At 49.3% G+C, this 17,185-nt stretch carries 15 protein-coding genes; 13 read left to right on the top strand and 2 right to left on the bottom strand.

Features of this window, described 5'->3' with window-relative positions; all coding sequences use genetic code 11:
- The first annotated feature begins 10 nt into the window (after positions 1-10).
- Genes PKO02S_RS08050 through PKO02S_RS08040 form a run of 3 tightly spaced genes read left to right on the top strand, consistent with a single transcriptional unit; the run spans position 11 to position 9,174 of the window.
- Positions 11-6,139: a hypothetical protein gene (locus PKO02S_RS08050; protein ID WP_127580815.1), complete on the top strand. Its 6,129-nt coding sequence runs from the start codon at positions 11-13 to the stop codon at positions 6,137-6,139.
- A 2-nt stretch (positions 6,140-6,141) separates the two neighbouring features.
- Positions 6,142-7,107: a hypothetical protein gene (locus tag PKO02S_RS08045; protein WP_127580812.1), complete on the top strand. Its 966-nt coding sequence runs from the start codon at positions 6,142-6,144 to the stop codon at positions 7,105-7,107.
- 6 nt (positions 7,108-7,113) lie between these two features.
- Positions 7,114-9,174 carry a phage tail protein gene (locus PKO02S_RS08040; protein WP_127580809.1) on the top strand — a complete coding sequence of 687 codons (2,061 nt, stop codon included), beginning with the start codon at positions 7,114-7,116 and terminating at the stop codon, positions 9,172-9,174.
- On the opposite strand, the gene PKO02S_RS08035 is transcribed toward PKO02S_RS08040, so the two are convergent.
- On the bottom strand, positions 9,175-9,783 hold the full coding sequence (locus PKO02S_RS08035; protein ID WP_127580806.1) for a stalk domain-containing protein: 609 nt from the start codon (positions 9,781-9,783) through the stop codon (positions 9,175-9,177). It abuts the gene before it with no gap.
- A gap of 48 nt (positions 9,784-9,831) precedes the next feature.
- On the opposite strand from PKO02S_RS08035, the gene PKO02S_RS08030 reads away from it, so the two are divergent.
- The gene (locus PKO02S_RS08030) at positions 9,832-10,095 is read left to right on the top strand and encodes a hypothetical protein (RefSeq protein WP_127580803.1); all 264 of its coding nucleotides are present in this window, start codon (positions 9,832-9,834) and stop codon (positions 10,093-10,095) included.
- Here the strand turns inward: PKO02S_RS08030 and PKO02S_RS08025 are convergent.
- Positions 10,058-10,297, bottom strand: a complete 240-nt coding sequence (locus PKO02S_RS08025) for a hypothetical protein (protein ID WP_127580800.1) — start codon at positions 10,295-10,297, stop codon at positions 10,058-10,060. The genes PKO02S_RS08030 and PKO02S_RS08025 overlap by 38 nt on opposite strands.
- A gap of 178 nt (positions 10,298-10,475) precedes the next feature.
- Here PKO02S_RS08025 and PKO02S_RS08020 point away from each other — a divergent pair, with 178 nt between their 5' ends.
- The 9 genes from PKO02S_RS08020 to PKO02S_RS07980 all read left to right on the top strand — a co-directional run bounded on the left by PKO02S_RS08020 (position 10,476) and on the right by PKO02S_RS07980 (position 17,052).
- Entirely contained in the window at positions 10,476-11,618 is a 1,143-nt protein-coding gene (locus tag PKO02S_RS08020; protein WP_127580797.1) for a phage tail protein, read from the top strand.
- Between the two features lie 15 nt (positions 11,619-11,633).
- The gene (locus PKO02S_RS08015; RefSeq protein WP_127580795.1) at positions 11,634-11,837 is read left to right on the top strand and encodes a hypothetical protein; all 204 of its coding nucleotides are present in this window, start codon (positions 11,634-11,636) and stop codon (positions 11,835-11,837) included.
- Positions 11,838-11,889: 52 nt separating this feature from the next.
- The gene (locus tag PKO02S_RS08010; protein ID WP_246066878.1) at positions 11,890-12,228 is read left to right on the top strand and encodes a hemolysin XhlA family protein; all 339 of its coding nucleotides are present in this window, start codon (positions 11,890-11,892) and stop codon (positions 12,226-12,228) included.
- Positions 12,225-12,545, top strand: coding sequence for a hypothetical protein (locus tag PKO02S_RS08005; RefSeq protein ID WP_246066877.1), 321 nt, complete (start codon positions 12,225-12,227; stop codon positions 12,543-12,545). Before PKO02S_RS08010 ends, PKO02S_RS08005 begins: the two co-directional genes overlap by 4 nt.
- On the top strand, positions 12,542-13,372 hold the full coding sequence (locus PKO02S_RS08000) for a peptidoglycan recognition protein family protein (protein ID WP_127580791.1): 831 nt from the start codon (positions 12,542-12,544) through the stop codon (positions 13,370-13,372). Before PKO02S_RS08005 ends, PKO02S_RS08000 begins: the two co-directional genes overlap by 4 nt.
- A 120-nt stretch (positions 13,373-13,492) precedes the next feature.
- On the top strand, positions 13,493-14,947 hold the full coding sequence (locus PKO02S_RS07995) for a Kelch repeat-containing protein (RefSeq protein ID WP_127580789.1): 1,455 nt from the start codon (positions 13,493-13,495) through the stop codon (positions 14,945-14,947).
- 240 nt (positions 14,948-15,187) lie between these two features.
- On the top strand, positions 15,188-16,291 hold the full coding sequence (locus PKO02S_RS07990) for a hypothetical protein (RefSeq protein ID WP_127580787.1): 1,104 nt from the start codon (positions 15,188-15,190) through the stop codon (positions 16,289-16,291).
- 10 nt (positions 16,292-16,301) lie between these two features.
- Complete coding sequence (locus PKO02S_RS07985) at positions 16,302-16,862, top strand: hypothetical protein (protein ID WP_127580785.1); 561 nt, start codon at positions 16,302-16,304, stop codon at positions 16,860-16,862.
- 4 nt (positions 16,863-16,866) lie between these two features.
- The gene (locus PKO02S_RS07980) at positions 16,867-17,052 is read left to right on the top strand and encodes a hypothetical protein (RefSeq protein WP_127580783.1); all 186 of its coding nucleotides are present in this window, start codon (positions 16,867-16,869) and stop codon (positions 17,050-17,052) included.
- Positions 17,053-17,185: the final 133 nt, after the last annotated feature.

Raw genomic sequence — 17,185 nt, 5'->3', positions numbered from 1 at the left:
GGACAACCTCATGGCAAACGATCGATTCCATACGATCACCAAGTACACGACAATGGCGGATTTGGAGAGAATCCAAGAGAACTGGGACACCGCGGATGCGGACCTCAAAGCCGTTGAACAAGCAATCAACGATGAGATAATTGACCGAACTGCCGCGATTGCAGACGAAGCTGAAGCGCGGGCGGCGGCGGATTCCGCCGAAGCGGCTGCACGAGAAGCAGCGGACAACGCCGAGGCCTCAACGAGAGCTTCAGCTGATGCCAACTTGCAATCACAGATCAGCGCCAACGGCGCGGCAATCGGTGCGCTGCAAACAAAGGATGCACAGCACGATAGTAGCCTGGCTAGCTTGCAAGAGCAGATTACGACTAACGAGGCCGACATCGAGACGAAGCTGCAGGCGCACAACGATTCTTCTGCCGCCCATGACGCAGAGAACATCGGGTTTACACCCGGCGCGAGCGGCTTGTCCTCTGTAAAGGCCGGGCCGGCCATTCGGGAGGTAAACCAACGGATCACACAGATCGTCGCCGGAGCTGGCGCGAGCAACACGGAGATTCTCGACGCTCGTAACGGGTTTGCCACACTCGACGGTCGACTGGACGATGCAGACCTATATCAAGCAGCAATCGACACGGCACGTGCGGAGATGGAGCGGCAGCGGAGCTTCAGTGGGGTTCTCGATTGGACCGGTGGAGTCAGCACCTCGGACACAGGTGGGAAGCCAGACGGACAGCTGTTTATTCCACTGACGCCGGTTGCATCGTTCGCGAACATTCTTTCATTCCGAGGATTCCAGGCATTGCTGAATGGATACAAGACAAATGTGTATGGATCGGCGAATGCGACTACGAGGCGGCATGAAATTACCCTTCCCGCTGCTCCGACATATGGCACACGGGACGACCTAGTATTCCTCGAAGCGTGGTATCCGACCACCGGGCAGCGCGGTGTCCTGTCGTGGCGGATTCGGACGGTGGCGGGGGTTGATTTTGGCACTTACAACAACGATGGTTTTGTCTCTGGTGATTCCACGATTGCCTCTCAAATCAACAGGTCTACCCTGGCTCAGGGTGGGAACGCTTCTCCACTCTCGTCTTACACGAATGGGTATGATGGGTTCAGAAAGGCTTCTAACTCATCCGGTACAGCTGAATGGCGGTTCAATGACGATCAAGGGCTATATGTAGCAGGGGATGGCACCAATACCTCTAAAGCCAGACTAGCAACTGCCGATGGCTACGTCTACGCTATCCCGCTATTCCGAATTGGCAAACCCGGAGTGGGTCGCCGAAACTCGGGCGGATGGCGGGCGGACAACCCGAACGGGGCTCGTGATTACAAGACGGTTTCATTTGCTGGAGGAAGTTCTGTAATAGGTGTAAGCCAACAAGTCACTTTGACTGGAGGCACGACTACAACAGGGCTAATTCCTGGCGATCGACTTGTGTCTTTAGGCGGTACATTATTCGCGACCATTCTATCGATTGACAGCGGAACAACCATGACCATCAATCCGGCAGTAGCTTCAATGGGCACAGTTACTCTAGCGCTAGCTTCTGACCGCCCAGATGGCCTCTATAGCAACATCATTGACGTATCCGACTGCATCGACCTGCGGCACCGGACACCGATCCGCATCGACATCACGGCAGAAGTGGAAGCCGCCTTTGACGCAACGATCCGTGGTGCGCTCACGACCAAGGACACCAAGACCGCCGTGCGGGAGACGTATGGCTTGCGGCGTGTGGATCAGCTCGGATTGCCGCAGCAACTGCAGGCGGTGACGGTGAAACGGGCGGATGGGACGATGGTGGAGTTGGCGAATCTGTTTGGGGCAGATGGTAACTTTGAAGTTGATGGGGGAAGTGGAATTGGACGAGGTTGGAATTACAGTTATGGTTCATCTCTAGGCGCTACAATTTCATTGTCTAGCAATGCTAAATACGGAACCAAGGCACAAAGGTTTGTTTCCAGTGGGTCCAATAACAATAACGCAAGGGTAGATAAATCAATCTTATTTGAAACTGGTAAATACTACTTAGCAGTAGTCGATGTGAATAGTAGTGTCTCGAATAAAGCCGGGATTGAAGTAGTCGGAAGTGGGACGAAACGGACCACAGTAATAAACAGATATGATACTGTGTACGTCAAATTACAAGGGGATGGTACAACAAAATTAGTTAGATGTTGGTTTACTGATAATACAACAACCGCAATAACAACCGATATTGATGGTTTTCGGTTATACGAAATCCCCGCAGCCGAATATGCCCTCATCGACGTAGACGCAAACTGGACAGGCGGCGACAAGATCGCGGCGCTGTATCCGTATGTGGATTCGTTACCGAATTGGGTCGAGAATCTATGGGATGGACAAATTGAATCTGGAACTATGAATACTTCAACGGGGGCAAGCGAAGCCGATGGTACTATGGTTCGTACTGCTAGTTATTCAGAAGTATTACCCTCTACAAATTACGTAATCACAACGGCATCATCATCTAGTTTGAATACAAGAGTCTTTTATTATGACAGTTCTTTTTCATTCATAAACCATGCATTGGTTGGTTCAACCGTATTTACAACACCATCGAATGTAAAATATATACGATTCAGATTTACAACCACTGATCTTACAATAAAACCGCATCTTGTTAAAGACTCTGTTCTTCCTAATGTTTACGTCCCATACGGTCGCTGGTACCTTCCCGCCGACTACCAAGGCTACAACTCGCACTTGGGCAACAACGGCCTGATCCACTACGACGGCGTAAACGGATCGCAGTATCACGCGAACCGCAGCGTATTCGGCGACCCGCTGACCAGCGAGACGCGGACGGACATCGTCGAGGCTTTACGGACGCCGCAGCGTCATATTGCGGTCACGCAGGCAAGCGAGGGAGTATGGGCAAGCGGTAGCACAATCAAGGTGCGGAGCGATGTGGGGATTATCGGCGGCGTGATTGATGCGGATACTGGACTGGCGAGAGTAACTAATGTCATTAGCTATAACTCGGGTTCTATTCAGTCTGTTTTTGAAGTGGATAGCGCATCAAGGTTCGCGGTAAATGACAAGATTTACAGAATCGACGATCTCTCTGTTGGAATAATTTCGGGCAGCGGAGAGGGTACCGTTAATTCTATATCTGGAAATCAATTGACCGTTACTTGGTCTAGCGGAACAAGAATCATTTTCGACTCCAATCAAGTTGGGTTTTATGTAATAGAAACCACATCTGCATCCAGCGTCCCACAAGTCGCTTACACGCCGCAGCAATCCAAGACGGCCCAATCCGGTAGCACCAGTACCACGCTCAACATGGCCGCTGACGCATCGGTAGCAGATGACTACTATAATGGGCTTGTCGTTACGATCGTGAGCGGTACCGGCGCCGGACAGAGCCGGACAATTACCGACTACGTAGGCAGTACGAAGGTTGCGACAGTGAGCGCGTGGAGCCCGACGCCAAATGCGACCAGCGTGTACTCGATCTCGATGCCGGGATCGTGGGCGGGTCTTGGCACCAAAGAGGCGACGTTTACGGTCGGCACGATGCCCACAGCCACGGACGGAACGCTCGGCAACGCCAACGTGTTGAATGCGGTTATAACGTACTCGCACAATATCCCGCCCGGTAAAGGGCTAACCAATGTGTCAGTGAATGTGGATGATGTCTATGTGAACGATCAACGAAATGTGTCGGGTACGACGGTGAGCGCGAAGGCGAATTTTGTAGGCAAAAAATCAAGTAGTACAGACTTAATACCTCATGTGGCATATGCGGCAAATAATACAACATCTTTACTGGCGCCCTCAAGCGGATCTTGGACAGAGTTATCACAAAACGCATATGGTTCAAGTGGCGTTCTGGATGGAACAACGGCTTCAAGTTCCCGAAGCAATAACCTTACCATTGCACAACACCTATTCTCCTTCGACCTAATCCGCCTGCTCGAAGACAAATACGGCGAAGGCATCTTCGGTGGAGCGCAGACGGTGGCGGAGAAAGTCGCGTTGCTCAAGGCTAATATTTCTATAGGATTCGATTGGAATGGCTTCGGATCAGGGCCATTAGGAAATAAAGCCACAGTTAGAGGTTGGAGAAATTCGGATAACTCATATCAAAACTATGCTAGCACATCCGATTCGACCACCTCCGCTAGTGTGGCTAAAATTTCTTTAACAATGAGTAATGCAATAATCAACAGCAATAATACGATAGACGCAAATGGATTCGTCCACTTCATCGCCTACGCTGATGCATCCGACGGCACGACCGCGTCGATCATCAACACCGACTACGTTGAGTTGTCCATTACGCTGAACGTAGCCGAAACCGGCTTCACCGTGCTACAACCCGAAAACCCGTTCCCGCAGCTCAGCGAGAACATGCTGACCGCAGATCAGGCGCGTCCTCTGGACTTGGCAAATTACACGGCTATTAATAGTGGTGTAATGAGTATCGATGCTACCAAGTCAAAAGTAGGGCCATCTTCGGTAAAAGTGGTCACACCTGGATCGGCTGCGGGCGAGGGTTGCCGATCGGCAGCAATAACCGTAAGAACAAACACCTATTACAGCGGTGGGGTTTGGGTCAATGCTCCGTCAGGCACTAAGATGCAGATGCAAGTCAGTGATACGGTGGATCTGACTAAGGTAGTCAAGTTCACGGCAATGGGAAGCTGGCAATATGTTACCGCAACCATCAAAACAGACAGCAGCCATGCCACGTTGGCCGTATTTGTTCAGACTGACGAAACGCCGCCGGCACAAGCGGTTACCTTTTACGTTGACGGGCTGAAGCTACAGGAAGGCGCATTTGCAGCCGCGTGGACACCAGGACGCGTTAAGAAAAAAACGCTTAACCTGATCGGCAAGCGCTCCGGTAGTTTGGTGGAGTTGCCACACCGTGTCCTGTACAAGACCTCAGCCACCTTCGATGCGCCGAGCACATTCGCGCTGGAGCTATCGCAGTCCGATTACGATGCTCTGTCCAAACAAGACGGCACCGTCATGACGCTCTCATCGTCGAGCAACGGGCAATACCCGATGGCGCTGGTCGAGCTGGATTTCTCACACTACGGCATGTCTCTGTCGGAGATGCGTAAAGCGCTACGCAGCTGGGCGGCGGCGATCCTTGCACAGGGATCGGGCGACAACGCCAGTGTTCTGACTAATGGGGCGACGGTCAAGGTCTACGACTACACGACTTCGGCTTGGGTGAGCATTGCGACGGGAACGGCTGGAACGATCGAGACGCTGAGCTACACGAACAGCACGAATTCTACGCTGATTAAGTACATCAACAGCAGCCAGAAGGCGCATATCCTCGTACACCCGACTTATCCGGCCAGCGCCACGAATGCGTCGACGCTGCTCATGGATTATGCCAAGCTGGACAATACGATGGCTGACTACGTTGATTACGTAAAATCAAATATTGTGTTTGTGCAGCCGGAAACGAAGACGGTCAAGCTTAAGTTCCCAGCCCGCAGCTATCGCTACCTGGGCGGCGGGGCGAACAGTGATGTCGTGTCGCTCAATTATCGGTATGTGCCGTATCAGGGTCAAGGCAGCATCGGAAAGTCGAAGATTCTCGCCATAGGGACGCCGATGATAAGCACGTTGGGAACTGGGGCTTATCCAAGCGATTCAATTACAGCAGGAATTGGGGGACTTAGCACGCGACTCCCTTCCTCGGTCCAAGATTACAATCTTATTGCGGATAAGTTTACGAGCGAAGGCGTATCGACAACGATAGACAGTCTGACGTTAAAGCAAAACTTAGTAAATCCGGTTCCAAACGGATTCTACAGGGTTGTGCCAAAAGCAGGAACGTACATTGATCCTGGATCTACCTTAGGCGAAACCGTGGTTCGAGGTTCGAGTCAGCGTATGCTCCTGACAGGGGACAACTTCACGCAAAACAATCCAACATTCAAATTCAGTTTGCCGACTACGTTACCTAGTGAAGCGGTTATATACTTGCCGATGATTGTCGTGGATAACGGAGAAATTAAGTTGATTGTCGTATCGTTCCGCAAGAGCAAGAGTACCGTTTTGCAATACTACGCGGACTCAGGCGTATATGACAGCTTCCGGATCCCGGGACGTCCGTTATTGAGAGGAGTGTAACCATGGACATCATCTTCAATAAGGAATCATACAAGTACGCGGAGGCCGACCGGCTCCCTTCTCCGTTAGAGTTTGCCGTCCGGGATGTAAATGTAGCCGGGCTGCACAAGACCGTCCAGACGCCCGAGCAGCGCGTCAAGGAAGGCTTCTGGCTCTTGCCGCAGCCGGATGCGGAGAACGTGACCACGATCACGCGCCGGATCGAGACAACAGAGCCGACCATCATGCCGATCATGGTCGATCAGACGGTTCGTGTGCCACTCATGGACGGTGACGTGCAACTGTCGTATCAGCCGACCGTGCTGGTCGACCTATACGACGAAGAGGGCGACGTTACAGGACAGGAGGAGCAGCCGAGCGGCTCGCCGCTGCCGCTGTGGACCTCGCAGGTGATCGAGGTGCAGAAGCAGGACAGTGAGGGCGATCCCCTCTACTGGATGGATGTGGATGAGGAGTTGACCACCTACGAGCCGCAGCCGCCGATCGAGACGGAGGAGTACGCGGAGGGATTGGAACCGGCCACGGAGACGATCATCACCGAACGAACCGCTTGGTTCACGCAGGAGCCGGAGCTGTTCTCGTACACCGACGTCACCACTCACCTTATCCAACGCTTGAAGCAGCAGACGGGCTGCTCGTACACGTTTGGCAACAGCTTTCTCGCGAATGAGGCGTTCATGCCGCTCGATCCGGACAGCGGCTCCGTCGCCGACTTCGGTATGAAGTTCACTTCGATCCCGCCCGGATGCCACATTCAAGCGACCTATGAGCTGGGCGAGCCGAATGGCGTTTTCCACGTTGCGCGCTTGATCGGATCGGAAACGATCGTCATGACTATAAACGGGGTGGAGCCCGCCGGCGGAATCGTTGAGTTGCCAAATCCCGTAGAGGCCGTGACGGTCCGCTTCGAGAATACGGGCGACCGGCGGGCGGTGCTTGAGGCGTTCACGGTCTGCTATGGGGAGTGATAGCGTGTGCTAAAGGTCTTCGACAAGAATCTTGTTCCTCTCGGAATCCTGACGGACGCTACGGAGGTCCAGCGGCGGCGCCGGATCAATTCGGACTACGACCTATCTTTCCAAGTTCCGATGACAAGCGAGGATTACGTTGACTCCATCCGACTGAAAGGCCACGTTCAAGACGAGCGTGGCCAATTTTATGTGATCAACAGCCGACGAAGGGATCGGAAAAAGTTGAAGCGGATGGCGCTGGTGAGTTGCCGGCATGTCATGTTCAAGCTGGCCGATATCAAAATGCCATACGATGCCTATGTCGGCGAAGCGTTTGGGGTATCGATTAGCACACTCACCGATGCGATCAGTGATGCGACCAGCGGCGTATTCACCTTCTCGATTGACTCAACCTTTGATCCGAAGGACATCAAGGATTTCGGGCGGGGGAATGCGCTGCAGGCGCTGAACTTCGTGGTTAGCACTTTTGGCTGCGAGGTGGACCCCGACAACTTCGTCATTCACCTGAAGGAACGGATCGGCATTGACCGCGGGCTGCAGTACCGGTACGGCAAGAACACAATGGGCCTCACCTTCGGCGACGATGTTGGCGCGCTGGTGACGCGCATGTTCGCTCAGATGAAGGACGGACTAACCTTTATCGACCTGCCGGCCTCGCACCTTACGAGCGAGGAACAAGACCTCCTGAACACGGTCCCGGGGGCCATCGCCGGCGGGCTCATCAAGGTCAACTACCTGATCTCTCCTTACGCCGCCAGCTGGTCAAATTCGACCAACACGTACTACGACGGCGAGATCATAGACCAGAACATTGAGGATCCGCTGGAGCTGCTGGAGGCAACGAGGAAGGCGCTCCGGCGCGCTGAGGTTCCGCAGCTCGACATCCATATTAACCCGGCGGACCTGCACAAAATTGATCCGGAAGAGCCGGAACCATATCTCGGTGACGACGTACTCTGCGTTGACGAAGGCATGGAGATGCTGGACATCGGCGCCCGGATCGTGGAGCTGGTCGAATACCCGTTTGCCATGGACAAGCATGCGAGCGTGAATCTGGCCAACTTCCTGAAGCGAGACTACAACGACATTATTGCCGACCTGGACCGGTCCAAGCGTATCGTAGACGACCTGATGACCGGCGGCCGCGTTCGGACCACCGCCTTCGAATCGGCAGCTCGGCAAGCCATCACCGACATCAACAATTCCAAAACGGAGCTGATCTACCCGGAGGACGGTGGTATCCTAGCTCAAGATAAACTAAACCCCCAGCGTCAAGTCAAATTGACCGCTGCGGGCTTGGGAGTATCGACAGATGGGTGGGAGACGGTGCGCGCTGCCGTCACAGCTGATGGCGTGGCCGCCGAATATGTCGTCGGCATCCTTGGCGAATTTGCTCAGGTTTATGCGAACCAGATTGTCATCGGTCCATTCGGTCAGACGATCGGAGACGGGTTGATTGGCAGCGCAGGAACTTGGAACAACAAAACGACGCTGCTCACCTCGGGCGGGATATATACCGGCCAGGTGACCACGGACCAGCTGATCGCCGGCGTTGCCAAGATTAGCACTGCGATGATAGATAGCTTAATTGTCGGTACCAATGTCGGGCTCGGTACGGCTAAGGATGCGGCCGGAGTAACGACCATCATTGGTAATACTGTGACCACCGGATACGTGAATGCACTTGGCATCACGGCGAATTATGTGGTGGCGGGAATTTCACTTTCGGCACCATCAATAACCGGTGGCTCTATTTCTGCCGGAACTACAATCAATGTCGGTACTGACCTTACGGTCGGGAACAACATATATGTTGGCAATCAAAGTAGCAATACTGCCAAATCGATTCAATTCTCAAGCGCATTTGGTTGGGGAGCTTCAATTAGTTATAATGCTGGCGAGCTTACTATTAATGCAGCTGATGATATTAATTTGAACGCTTTTGGTGTAATAGGGGTTAACATTAATAAAGCCTTTATTGGTGCTGGCCAAATAAATGGTGACAATATTGCCGGGCAATCTTGGGTTCAGAACACGGCAGTCATAAATGCAAAGTTCAAATGATCATTTATTTAATTCGGTTTTGGCTCTTGTGAAAAATGATTCCCGGAGGTAGGTAACATCACCGTAACGGAATCCGTCATCACCGGGTTTAGAGGCACCCCCTACTAGGAAAAAGATATTGGTCCCTTTTATAAAGTTATATCCGTTGCTTGGGTCATATCCGATCTCCAAGTTAAAGTGCTTTGCAGCCTTGTCTCCAGGAACATATATGATCCCATCGAACTCCAGTGCTTCATACGCTTCCGAATAGTTTGGTAGCTGCTTTAATTCCGGTTTTTGCTCTATCGGCGGCGGAGTGGGCGTAACCGTAGGCCCCGGCGTTGCAGCTGGCGTGACAGTTCCCGCCCGCTTGCCCAGCTCCACCGTCTGCTCAGCTTCGTTCCAGTGCACGTCCTTGCCAAATATGCCGGCCATCTCGCGCAGCGGCAGATACGTAGACCCGTCGACCATCACCGGCGGGTTTTCAAGCTGCAGCTTTTGTCCGTCCAGCTTGATCGGTAGGCCCGGGCGGAGGTAGGCTTCGATCTTCTCGAGGCCGTCTTCGGCAAAGATTTGAGCGGAGAACATCAGGGCAGCGCCGGCCACGGCGCCGATCAGGTACTTCTTCAAAACAATCAGCTCCTTTGAATCAATATATGAAAGTGGAGGAATGTCGGAATGGACAAAACAGCGATTACAGATCAGGGTATTTTTACTGGATCAGCTTGCGCTAGTCAGATAGTAACTGTTCAAGGAAAGCATGCAATGGATCCCGATGAGTTTCAGAAGCTGCTCGAATCATCGTCAGCAGTTGACCTCAGATACGAGCAGCCCCAACCACAACGCATTAAGTTCACGGAAGAGGTAGAGGATGTAGAGGAGTTACTTCGAGATCGCGATGATCTTATCCAGAAGATTCGCGGACACTTATCTCATCAATAACTCGCTGAACAAGATGAACGGTGAATCTTTCTAAATGAACTCTCAGGGCTTCAACTTCTGCCACTTGGATTGCACGATTCCGAACTCTTCCGTCCTCATTGGCGACCGCAGCAATATTATTCTTCAGTTGCTCTTCATACTGCGGAAGCAGTTCTTTCAGCAATTCATTTGAAATGTTTGAAACGGATATAGTCGATTTCAACTTAAACCTCCTTCCGGTTCGAAACTGGTGAGTCTGGACAACTACCATTATTCGACAGCAGGGAGGTTTTTCCTTTTTGGTTGGAGTTGGGGGGATGCTGCGGCGAACTGCGAAGTACATAGAGGGTTCCAATTTTCAATACGATTTCAGAGTCTAGTAGTTCCAAGGGGGGAGTGATTTGGCTACCACACTAACGTATGTCTCGGGTACACACAACTCTCTTACGATCCGTGCTGACTCCAACTATTACAACGCGAGCACGATTAAGTGGTACCTTAACGGCAGCCTGTATGCCACGAGTGCCATGTCCGATCCGGATGGGAACGGTTATTACACGCACACGCAGACGTTCAGCGGGCTGAGCGCGAACACCACATATGGCATTGCTAACGACTGTTTGGTGGGTGGTGTTCTGTTGGTCGAGACCGGTGCCGGGTCCTACATCACCGATCTGGCTCCGAGCCCTCCAACCGGTAAGCCCACAGTCGGCGGATCCGCACTGACCGGTCATCAATTGAGCTTAAACTGGTCAGGTGTGTACTCGGCGACCTACTATGACGTGTACGCGGATGGGACTTGGAAAGCATCTGTCTCCGGCACATCTACAACTATCTCTATCGATAAGGAGTATTGGGACTATAGCATACGGGTTTACGCGGCGAACGCGTATGGGGTCGGACCTTCAAGCGATCCGATCACGATCAAATCTAAGGACGAGACACTACCGTATGCTAATTCGATAGTCAAACTAACCTCAACATCCACTTCGATCCAGGTGCAAGCATCAGGCTGGGATAATAGTCCCTCGCTTGGCAACGCATCCGGATTGAGTGGATTTGCTTTTTACAAAAACGGTGTTTATGACGGTACAGCTTCGCAGAGCGGAGGAAGCGCATCCTACACGTTCACGGGCCTATCACATGGGACCTCGTATACGCTGGCCGCCTATGCTATAGATGTGCAGGGAAATTGGTCGACCCTGCCGACATCCGGGAGTTTTACTGCCGTACCGGCGCGGCCGTCTAATTTCAGCTGGACATTCTCTAAGACACCGGGAGGGGATTTCAATTTATCAGATGATGAGTGGAATGCATTTACCGCCAAGATCGATGCTTTCAGAACATATAAAGGTCTCGGAGCGTTCGGGTTTACCACCGTGAACACCGGGAATTACTTCACCGCCACTATTTTCAATGAAGCGGTAAACTCAATCAATCCAATGAGTCCGCCCACCTTGCCGCCATCAACTAAAAGCCCTAATCAAGATATTTATGCTTCGTATTTAAACGACCTGGTTTCGTCATTAAATTCAATCCTATAGAGGAGCGTGTTTACCATGTCCGTAACCAACGTACCAACCGAACTCAAAGCCCAGCTCAAGCAGCAACGTCTGCGGAACTTGCAGGCCATGTGGTATGAAAGGCAACTGAACAAAGTAGCATGTGAAGCCCAAGGCGCCACGCAGCAGGCGGCACTCGAGCAGGCCGAGATGGACAAGCTCGCGCTTGCCTACGATGCAGTAGAAGCTTTCGAAGAGTAGAGCCCGGCTCCGAACCGATCGGAGCTATTTTTATTTCGGGGCGGTGTTGGGGATGAGTGAACCAGAAATCAAAATGCTTTCAGACATCGCGGTCAAAGTTAGCCGGCTTGAGGCGAATGGGGAAGCGAATGCAAAAGCTATCGGCGATATGGCCCACAGCGTCAATCGACTAGTGGACAAGCTCGATCGATCCGACGACATTGCACGAGAGGCTGATCAGCGAGCCAAGTCCGCACATCATCGAATCGATAAGGTCGAGTCGGATACAGACAAACGGCTGGGTGGCGTACAAGACGATATCAAATGGCTATGGCGTACCGTGCTTGGAGCCATTATCGCTGGAGTGATTGCCGGCGGAATCGCATTAATCTGGAAAACCATAGGAGCGTGAATGGTTTGGACAACGGACAACTCTTTACTTGGACGGCCCTGCTGACAATCGGCGGGGCTTCTTTATTGACTTTTTACATCGTGCAGTACACCAAGGTGCTCGTCGACCGGCTGACGGTGCGTTGGGGGCTGCCGACCGACATCTATGCGGTTCTCATTGCGTGGATCGTGCTGCTTGCCGCTCAGTTCGCGCAAGGTGCGCCGGCGTGGGATTGGCGGATTTACTTCCTATCGTTTGCAAATGCGTATATCGTGGCGGCTGCGGCCGCCCAAATACAGATTAAATCAATTAATCCTCCAGGAGGCGATAAGAAATGACCTCCTGGAATGAAGCCATCATACCGATCAACCCTTTCAGCCGTCCCGGAACCAAACGACAGCTGACGCGGAACATCGTCTGGCACTACACAGGCAACCCTGGCGCCACCGCCCGTGGGCACTTCGGATACTTTGGCGACACTCTGGTGCGGCAGGACCCATACGACGACAAGGTCGACACATACGCATCGGCACACCTGTTCATCGACCCATCGGAGTCGTTACTCATCATCCCTCTCGATGAGGTCGCATATCACGCGTCTCAGGCTAACCCATTCAGCGTCGGCGTGGAATTGTGTATTGAGCCGGATTTGAGCTTTCACCCGGCCACCTACGAGCGGGCCGTACAGATCGGCGTGGAGTTGTGTCAGCTTTACGGCCTGACAACGGCCGACTTCATGCGGCATTACGACGTGACGCGGAAGGTATGCCCTAAGCGGTGGGTTGAGCATCCGGAGGAGTGGGAAGCATTTAAAGCCGAGGTTGACCGGAGATTACAAAACGGAGGAAACGACATGCAATTACCAACTGAAGAGTGGGGCGCGCTTGGAAATCGGCTGGATGCCCTATACCGGTCCGGCACATTCACGGACTACACCTATGCGGTGAAGGCATTCGGCGGCGAACTGACAGCATCGGAGCTCGTGACGCTGTTCGACCAAATCGGTGCAGCGATCGAGGCGCCGGCCATACCGCTAAGTGCAGAGGACGCTAATAAGGTGATAAGCTTCCTCAGCGCAGCACACGGTGCGACTGCTGATCCTGAAGCGAAGGAAGAATTTCACCGACTTGCCAATGAGCTGCGGAAAGTATCGGGGCAGTTGTAAAAGAATTTCTCATGATTCGACTAAAACATACATTATTTTCAAGTTTCTGCATGGACAGCCCTTCGAGATACGAGTAGTATCGAATTCATGACATAAAAAATATCATTTATAGGAGGATTTATGAAAAATATTCAGAGAGTGTTTGTTATTCTTATGATGCTTGCATTAGCGATATCTTTCTTTGCAGTTTCAGTTTCAGCTGCGGGAGATACGTGGGAGACAAAGGCTGATATGAGTCAAGGCAGACATGAAATGTCAGTTGCATCTGCCGCCAATGGAAAATTATACGTTTTTGGCGGTCGGACGCTAACAAGCAATATTTACTCCAATACGGTTCAAGAATACAACCCTGCAAGCAATTCATGGTCACTAAAAACAAGCATGCCTACTGGTAGAAAATATTCAGGGGCTGCAAGTATTGGTGATAAAATTTATGTCGTAGGCGGACAAACAGCAAGCGGGGCAATTGGAACTTTAGAAATATACAACACAATGACAGATACGTGGACGTCAGGTGCAAATTTGTCTACACCTAGATATGGTCATGCTGTTGTTAGCGTTGATGGAAAGTTGTATGCCATCGGTGGACGAAATGGGTCGATTAATCCTACTGATGTTGAAATGTACGATCCATCTACAAACACTTGGTCTACAAAAGCTCCTATCCCAACAGGGAGATATTCTACGACTGCAGCAGCAGTAGAAAATAGAATTTTTGTAATTGGTGGCTACGATGGTATAAATAATAAGTCAGTGCAAGCATATAACACTGAGACTGATGCATGGGAAAGTAAATCAAGTCTAGGTACAGGTAAAGCGAGTCTCTCATCAGCCTCTATTCAAGGCAAGGTATATATATTCGGTGGGAACAGTACTGGAAGTGTATTGTCTGAAGTAGAAGAGTACAACCCTTTGACTGATACATGGATAAGAAGATCAGATATGCCTGAAACAGTACATTCTGCGGGAGCTGCGACAATAGGAGGTAAAATATACGTAGCAGGAGGGAATGCGAATGGGTCAACAGTAAATAATTTAACTATTGCTTATATGCCACCGGAATTTCCTAGTGCACCACAGGATTTAGTTACTACCTCAGGGGATGCTACAGTTTCTCTCAGTTGGTCTGTGGTATCTAGTGCAACAAGTTATAATATCAAGCGTTCGACCACAGCTGGTGGCCCATACACCACAGTCGCATCGAGCGTGACTGGCACCACGTATACCGACACAACCGTCACCAACGGCACGACTTACTACTACGTAGTTACGGCCGTCAACGCTGGCGGGGAGAGCGCAAACTCCAATGAAGCATCCGCCACACCGCAAGCACCGGTCGTAAATCGTGCGTTGCTGGTGATCACCTTAGTCAGCGGGCTCGAGAAAGAATATGACCTCTCAATGACTGAAGTGAATGCCTTCATTGACTGGTACAACAACCGAGCAGAGGGGATCGGCACCGAGGTTTACACGATCAACAAGACGTTCAACCTGGCGAGCTTCTTGAGCAGGAAGGATTACATCACGTTCAGTAAGATCGAGACATTTGAAGTTAGCGAATATCTGGTAGAGTAATACAAAATCCCCGCTGGATTTGGCTGGCGGGGACTTTATTTACATTATAGAAAGTATAAGTTTTTGGGGCGGAACCGAAGGTTCCCCCTTTTTAAATGTTCGATTAATTTGGTGAAAATGTTTAGGACAAATGTCACAAATTGAAGGAGAGATTGTTTGTCGATTTATGTTCCAATAATACCCTGTATGAGGTATGATGAATTGAGATATTCTCCCATATTGGGTTGAGGAGGAAAAGGATTGAAGGAATCAGCCGAGGTTCAATTGATTGAAGAAGAAATATCACAGGAAGAACTGACACTCAAACATGCGCTGTCCAAAAACAGTGTCAGTGCGTTAAAAGATTTAATTAAGGTGTTTGATGCAATCCCGATTGACCCGAAAGCTAGTAAACCTGAATTGATTAATAATTTAGTACCATCAATCCCGAAAGAGAGTATAAGTGTTATTATTGACAAAGCGTTTAATCCAAAGATTCGATACACGGCATTTGTTGCCTCTTTTGATTCAGAGTTGCCAACAAATGAAGAGTTTGAGGAAAGAATTGTCGAGTATAATACCGAATATGACTACAATCACAATGATTTACTTAAAAATGGTCATATTGATCGATCGTATTTAGAATATCATCAGAAATTGAATAACGAATTGATTTTCATTCTCTCTGCATTCCGTAAAATTTTGCGGTTTGATCCTGAAGCAAGAGAATCCACTCCGAGTACGTCTTTGAAAAAAATTAGGATAACCGTCAATGAAAATACTAAACTCATTACTGTCTATACTGGAAATAAAGATTATTTTGAAAAAGCACTAATTGCCATGTACAAGTTACTTGGTAAGAGTGTTAAGGCAGTTTCGATAAACCTATCTGGTGTCTTACCTTCTGATACTCAAGAATTTTCTTTTCCTACAGTTAAGATACTAGACTATATCTATCATGGTCTCACGAGAATCGGGAAGATAGGCTTAATTAATGCTGTTGAACTTGATACACCATCGAAAAGTAAAAATCCTCAAACTGTTAAGGTTAAGGGTGATGATCTGTTAACAGATGAAGTAATATGCAAATACCTTTTCATTCATAAACGAGATTTAGTAGGAATCAGGACACACTTCACTTTTGTCATCGAGGAAAATGAGTATCCTACATCGATAGAACTCTTAATAAAAGATGACAGAATAAAGATTGGCATTAAAAAGGAAAACTATTCATTCGAACAACTTGATTTATTTTTTGGACTCATACAAAAGAATATTAATGAATTCCTACGCAATCGTGGGTTAATAAATTCAATGGAATTACAGAAAATATTGAGTCGACTCTCAACACTAGCGGTAAAGTAGGTGTTCAGTTATGATACGTCATTTTTTTGTGCTTATTGTTTGTGTTGCAGCAGTTACTGTACTGAATAAAATTGTTTTTGATTTTCTTGACGATAGTATTTCTTTATTTATTACTTTCTTGATTAACTCTGTGGCTATTTTTTTGTGTAGTTTATTTTTTTATAAAAAACCTGTCGTTGCAAATGACACTGAGGAATACAATGAACGTAGTGTTACAATATTTATTAAGCTAATTACATACTTTATGCCTATTCTATTATTAATTGGTCTTTATTTCGTTAATATGAGTGGTGTGCTGGACATCGATTCTGCAAATAGTTGGGTGTCATTTATTCTCGCTATAGTGGCATTTGCAATGTCGCTAATATCTCTTTACCAAGGAGAAACAACGTTTAAAAAAATGCTTGATCATTTATCACATATTAAAGTAAAAACAGATAATTTAAATTCAGAAATAATGTCCTCCGCACGCTCTAATCACTTATTATCTTCTTTGGTAACTACATCGCAACAAAAAGATGATTTGAAACTAAGTGTAACTCCTGGAATAGATCGTTCGAAGGAGGAATAAAGTAATGACAATAAAATATGGGAATTTTGATACCTTGACCGAACAAGTAAACGATATAGTTAACTTAAATGCGTTATTATTAGTCTTATCAAAAAAAGGAATTATTTCAAATAGTGAATTTCTTGAAGCTAAAGACAAGGCAATAGCTGATTTTAGAAAACAATTTCCAGAATTATTTAAGTCAAGTTAAATAATAAATAATATGAACGAGCAGTGATGAACTGAGCAGAGAAATCCTTCTGCTCTTTTCTATCTCGATCGTAAATGTGTCTTTCAAGCCTCGCTAACGCTGTCAACTATAGCACATCCACGAATGCTTGCAA

This window comes from Paenibacillus koleovorans NBRC 103111, from assembly GCF_004000845.1.
In the GTDB taxonomy this organism is placed as follows: domain Bacteria; phylum Bacillota; class Bacilli; order Paenibacillales; family NBRC-103111; genus Paenibacillus_AA; species Paenibacillus_AA koleovorans.
This window is presented reverse-complemented; position numbering and strand designations above follow the sequence as displayed.

Excerpts from the sequence above, each read along its gene's own strand:
- PKO02S_RS07995 (WP_127580789.1), top strand. The coding sequence starts at position 13,493 with ATGAAAAATATTCAGAGAGTGTTTGTTATTCTTATGATGCTTGCATTA.
- PKO02S_RS08030 (WP_127580803.1), top strand. The coding sequence starts at position 9,832 with ATGGACAAAACAGCGATTACAGATCAGGGTATTTTTACTGGATCAGCT.
- PKO02S_RS08050 (WP_127580815.1), top strand. The coding sequence starts at position 11 with ATGGCAAACGATCGATTCCATACGATCACCAAGTACACGACAATGGCG.
- PKO02S_RS07980 (WP_127580783.1), top strand. The coding sequence starts at position 16,867 with ATGACAATAAAATATGGGAATTTTGATACCTTGACCGAACAAGTAAAC.
- PKO02S_RS08000 (WP_127580791.1), top strand. The coding sequence starts at position 12,542 with ATGACCTCCTGGAATGAAGCCATCATACCGATCAACCCTTTCAGCCGT.
- PKO02S_RS07985 (WP_127580785.1), top strand. The coding sequence starts at position 16,302 with ATGATACGTCATTTTTTTGTGCTTATTGTTTGTGTTGCAGCAGTTACT.
- PKO02S_RS08010 (WP_246066878.1), top strand. The coding sequence starts at position 11,890 with ATGAGTGAACCAGAAATCAAAATGCTTTCAGACATCGCGGTCAAAGTT.
- PKO02S_RS08015 (WP_127580795.1), top strand. The coding sequence starts at position 11,634 with ATGTCCGTAACCAACGTACCAACCGAACTCAAAGCCCAGCTCAAGCAG.
- PKO02S_RS08045 (WP_127580812.1), top strand. The coding sequence starts at position 6,142 with ATGGACATCATCTTCAATAAGGAATCATACAAGTACGCGGAGGCCGAC.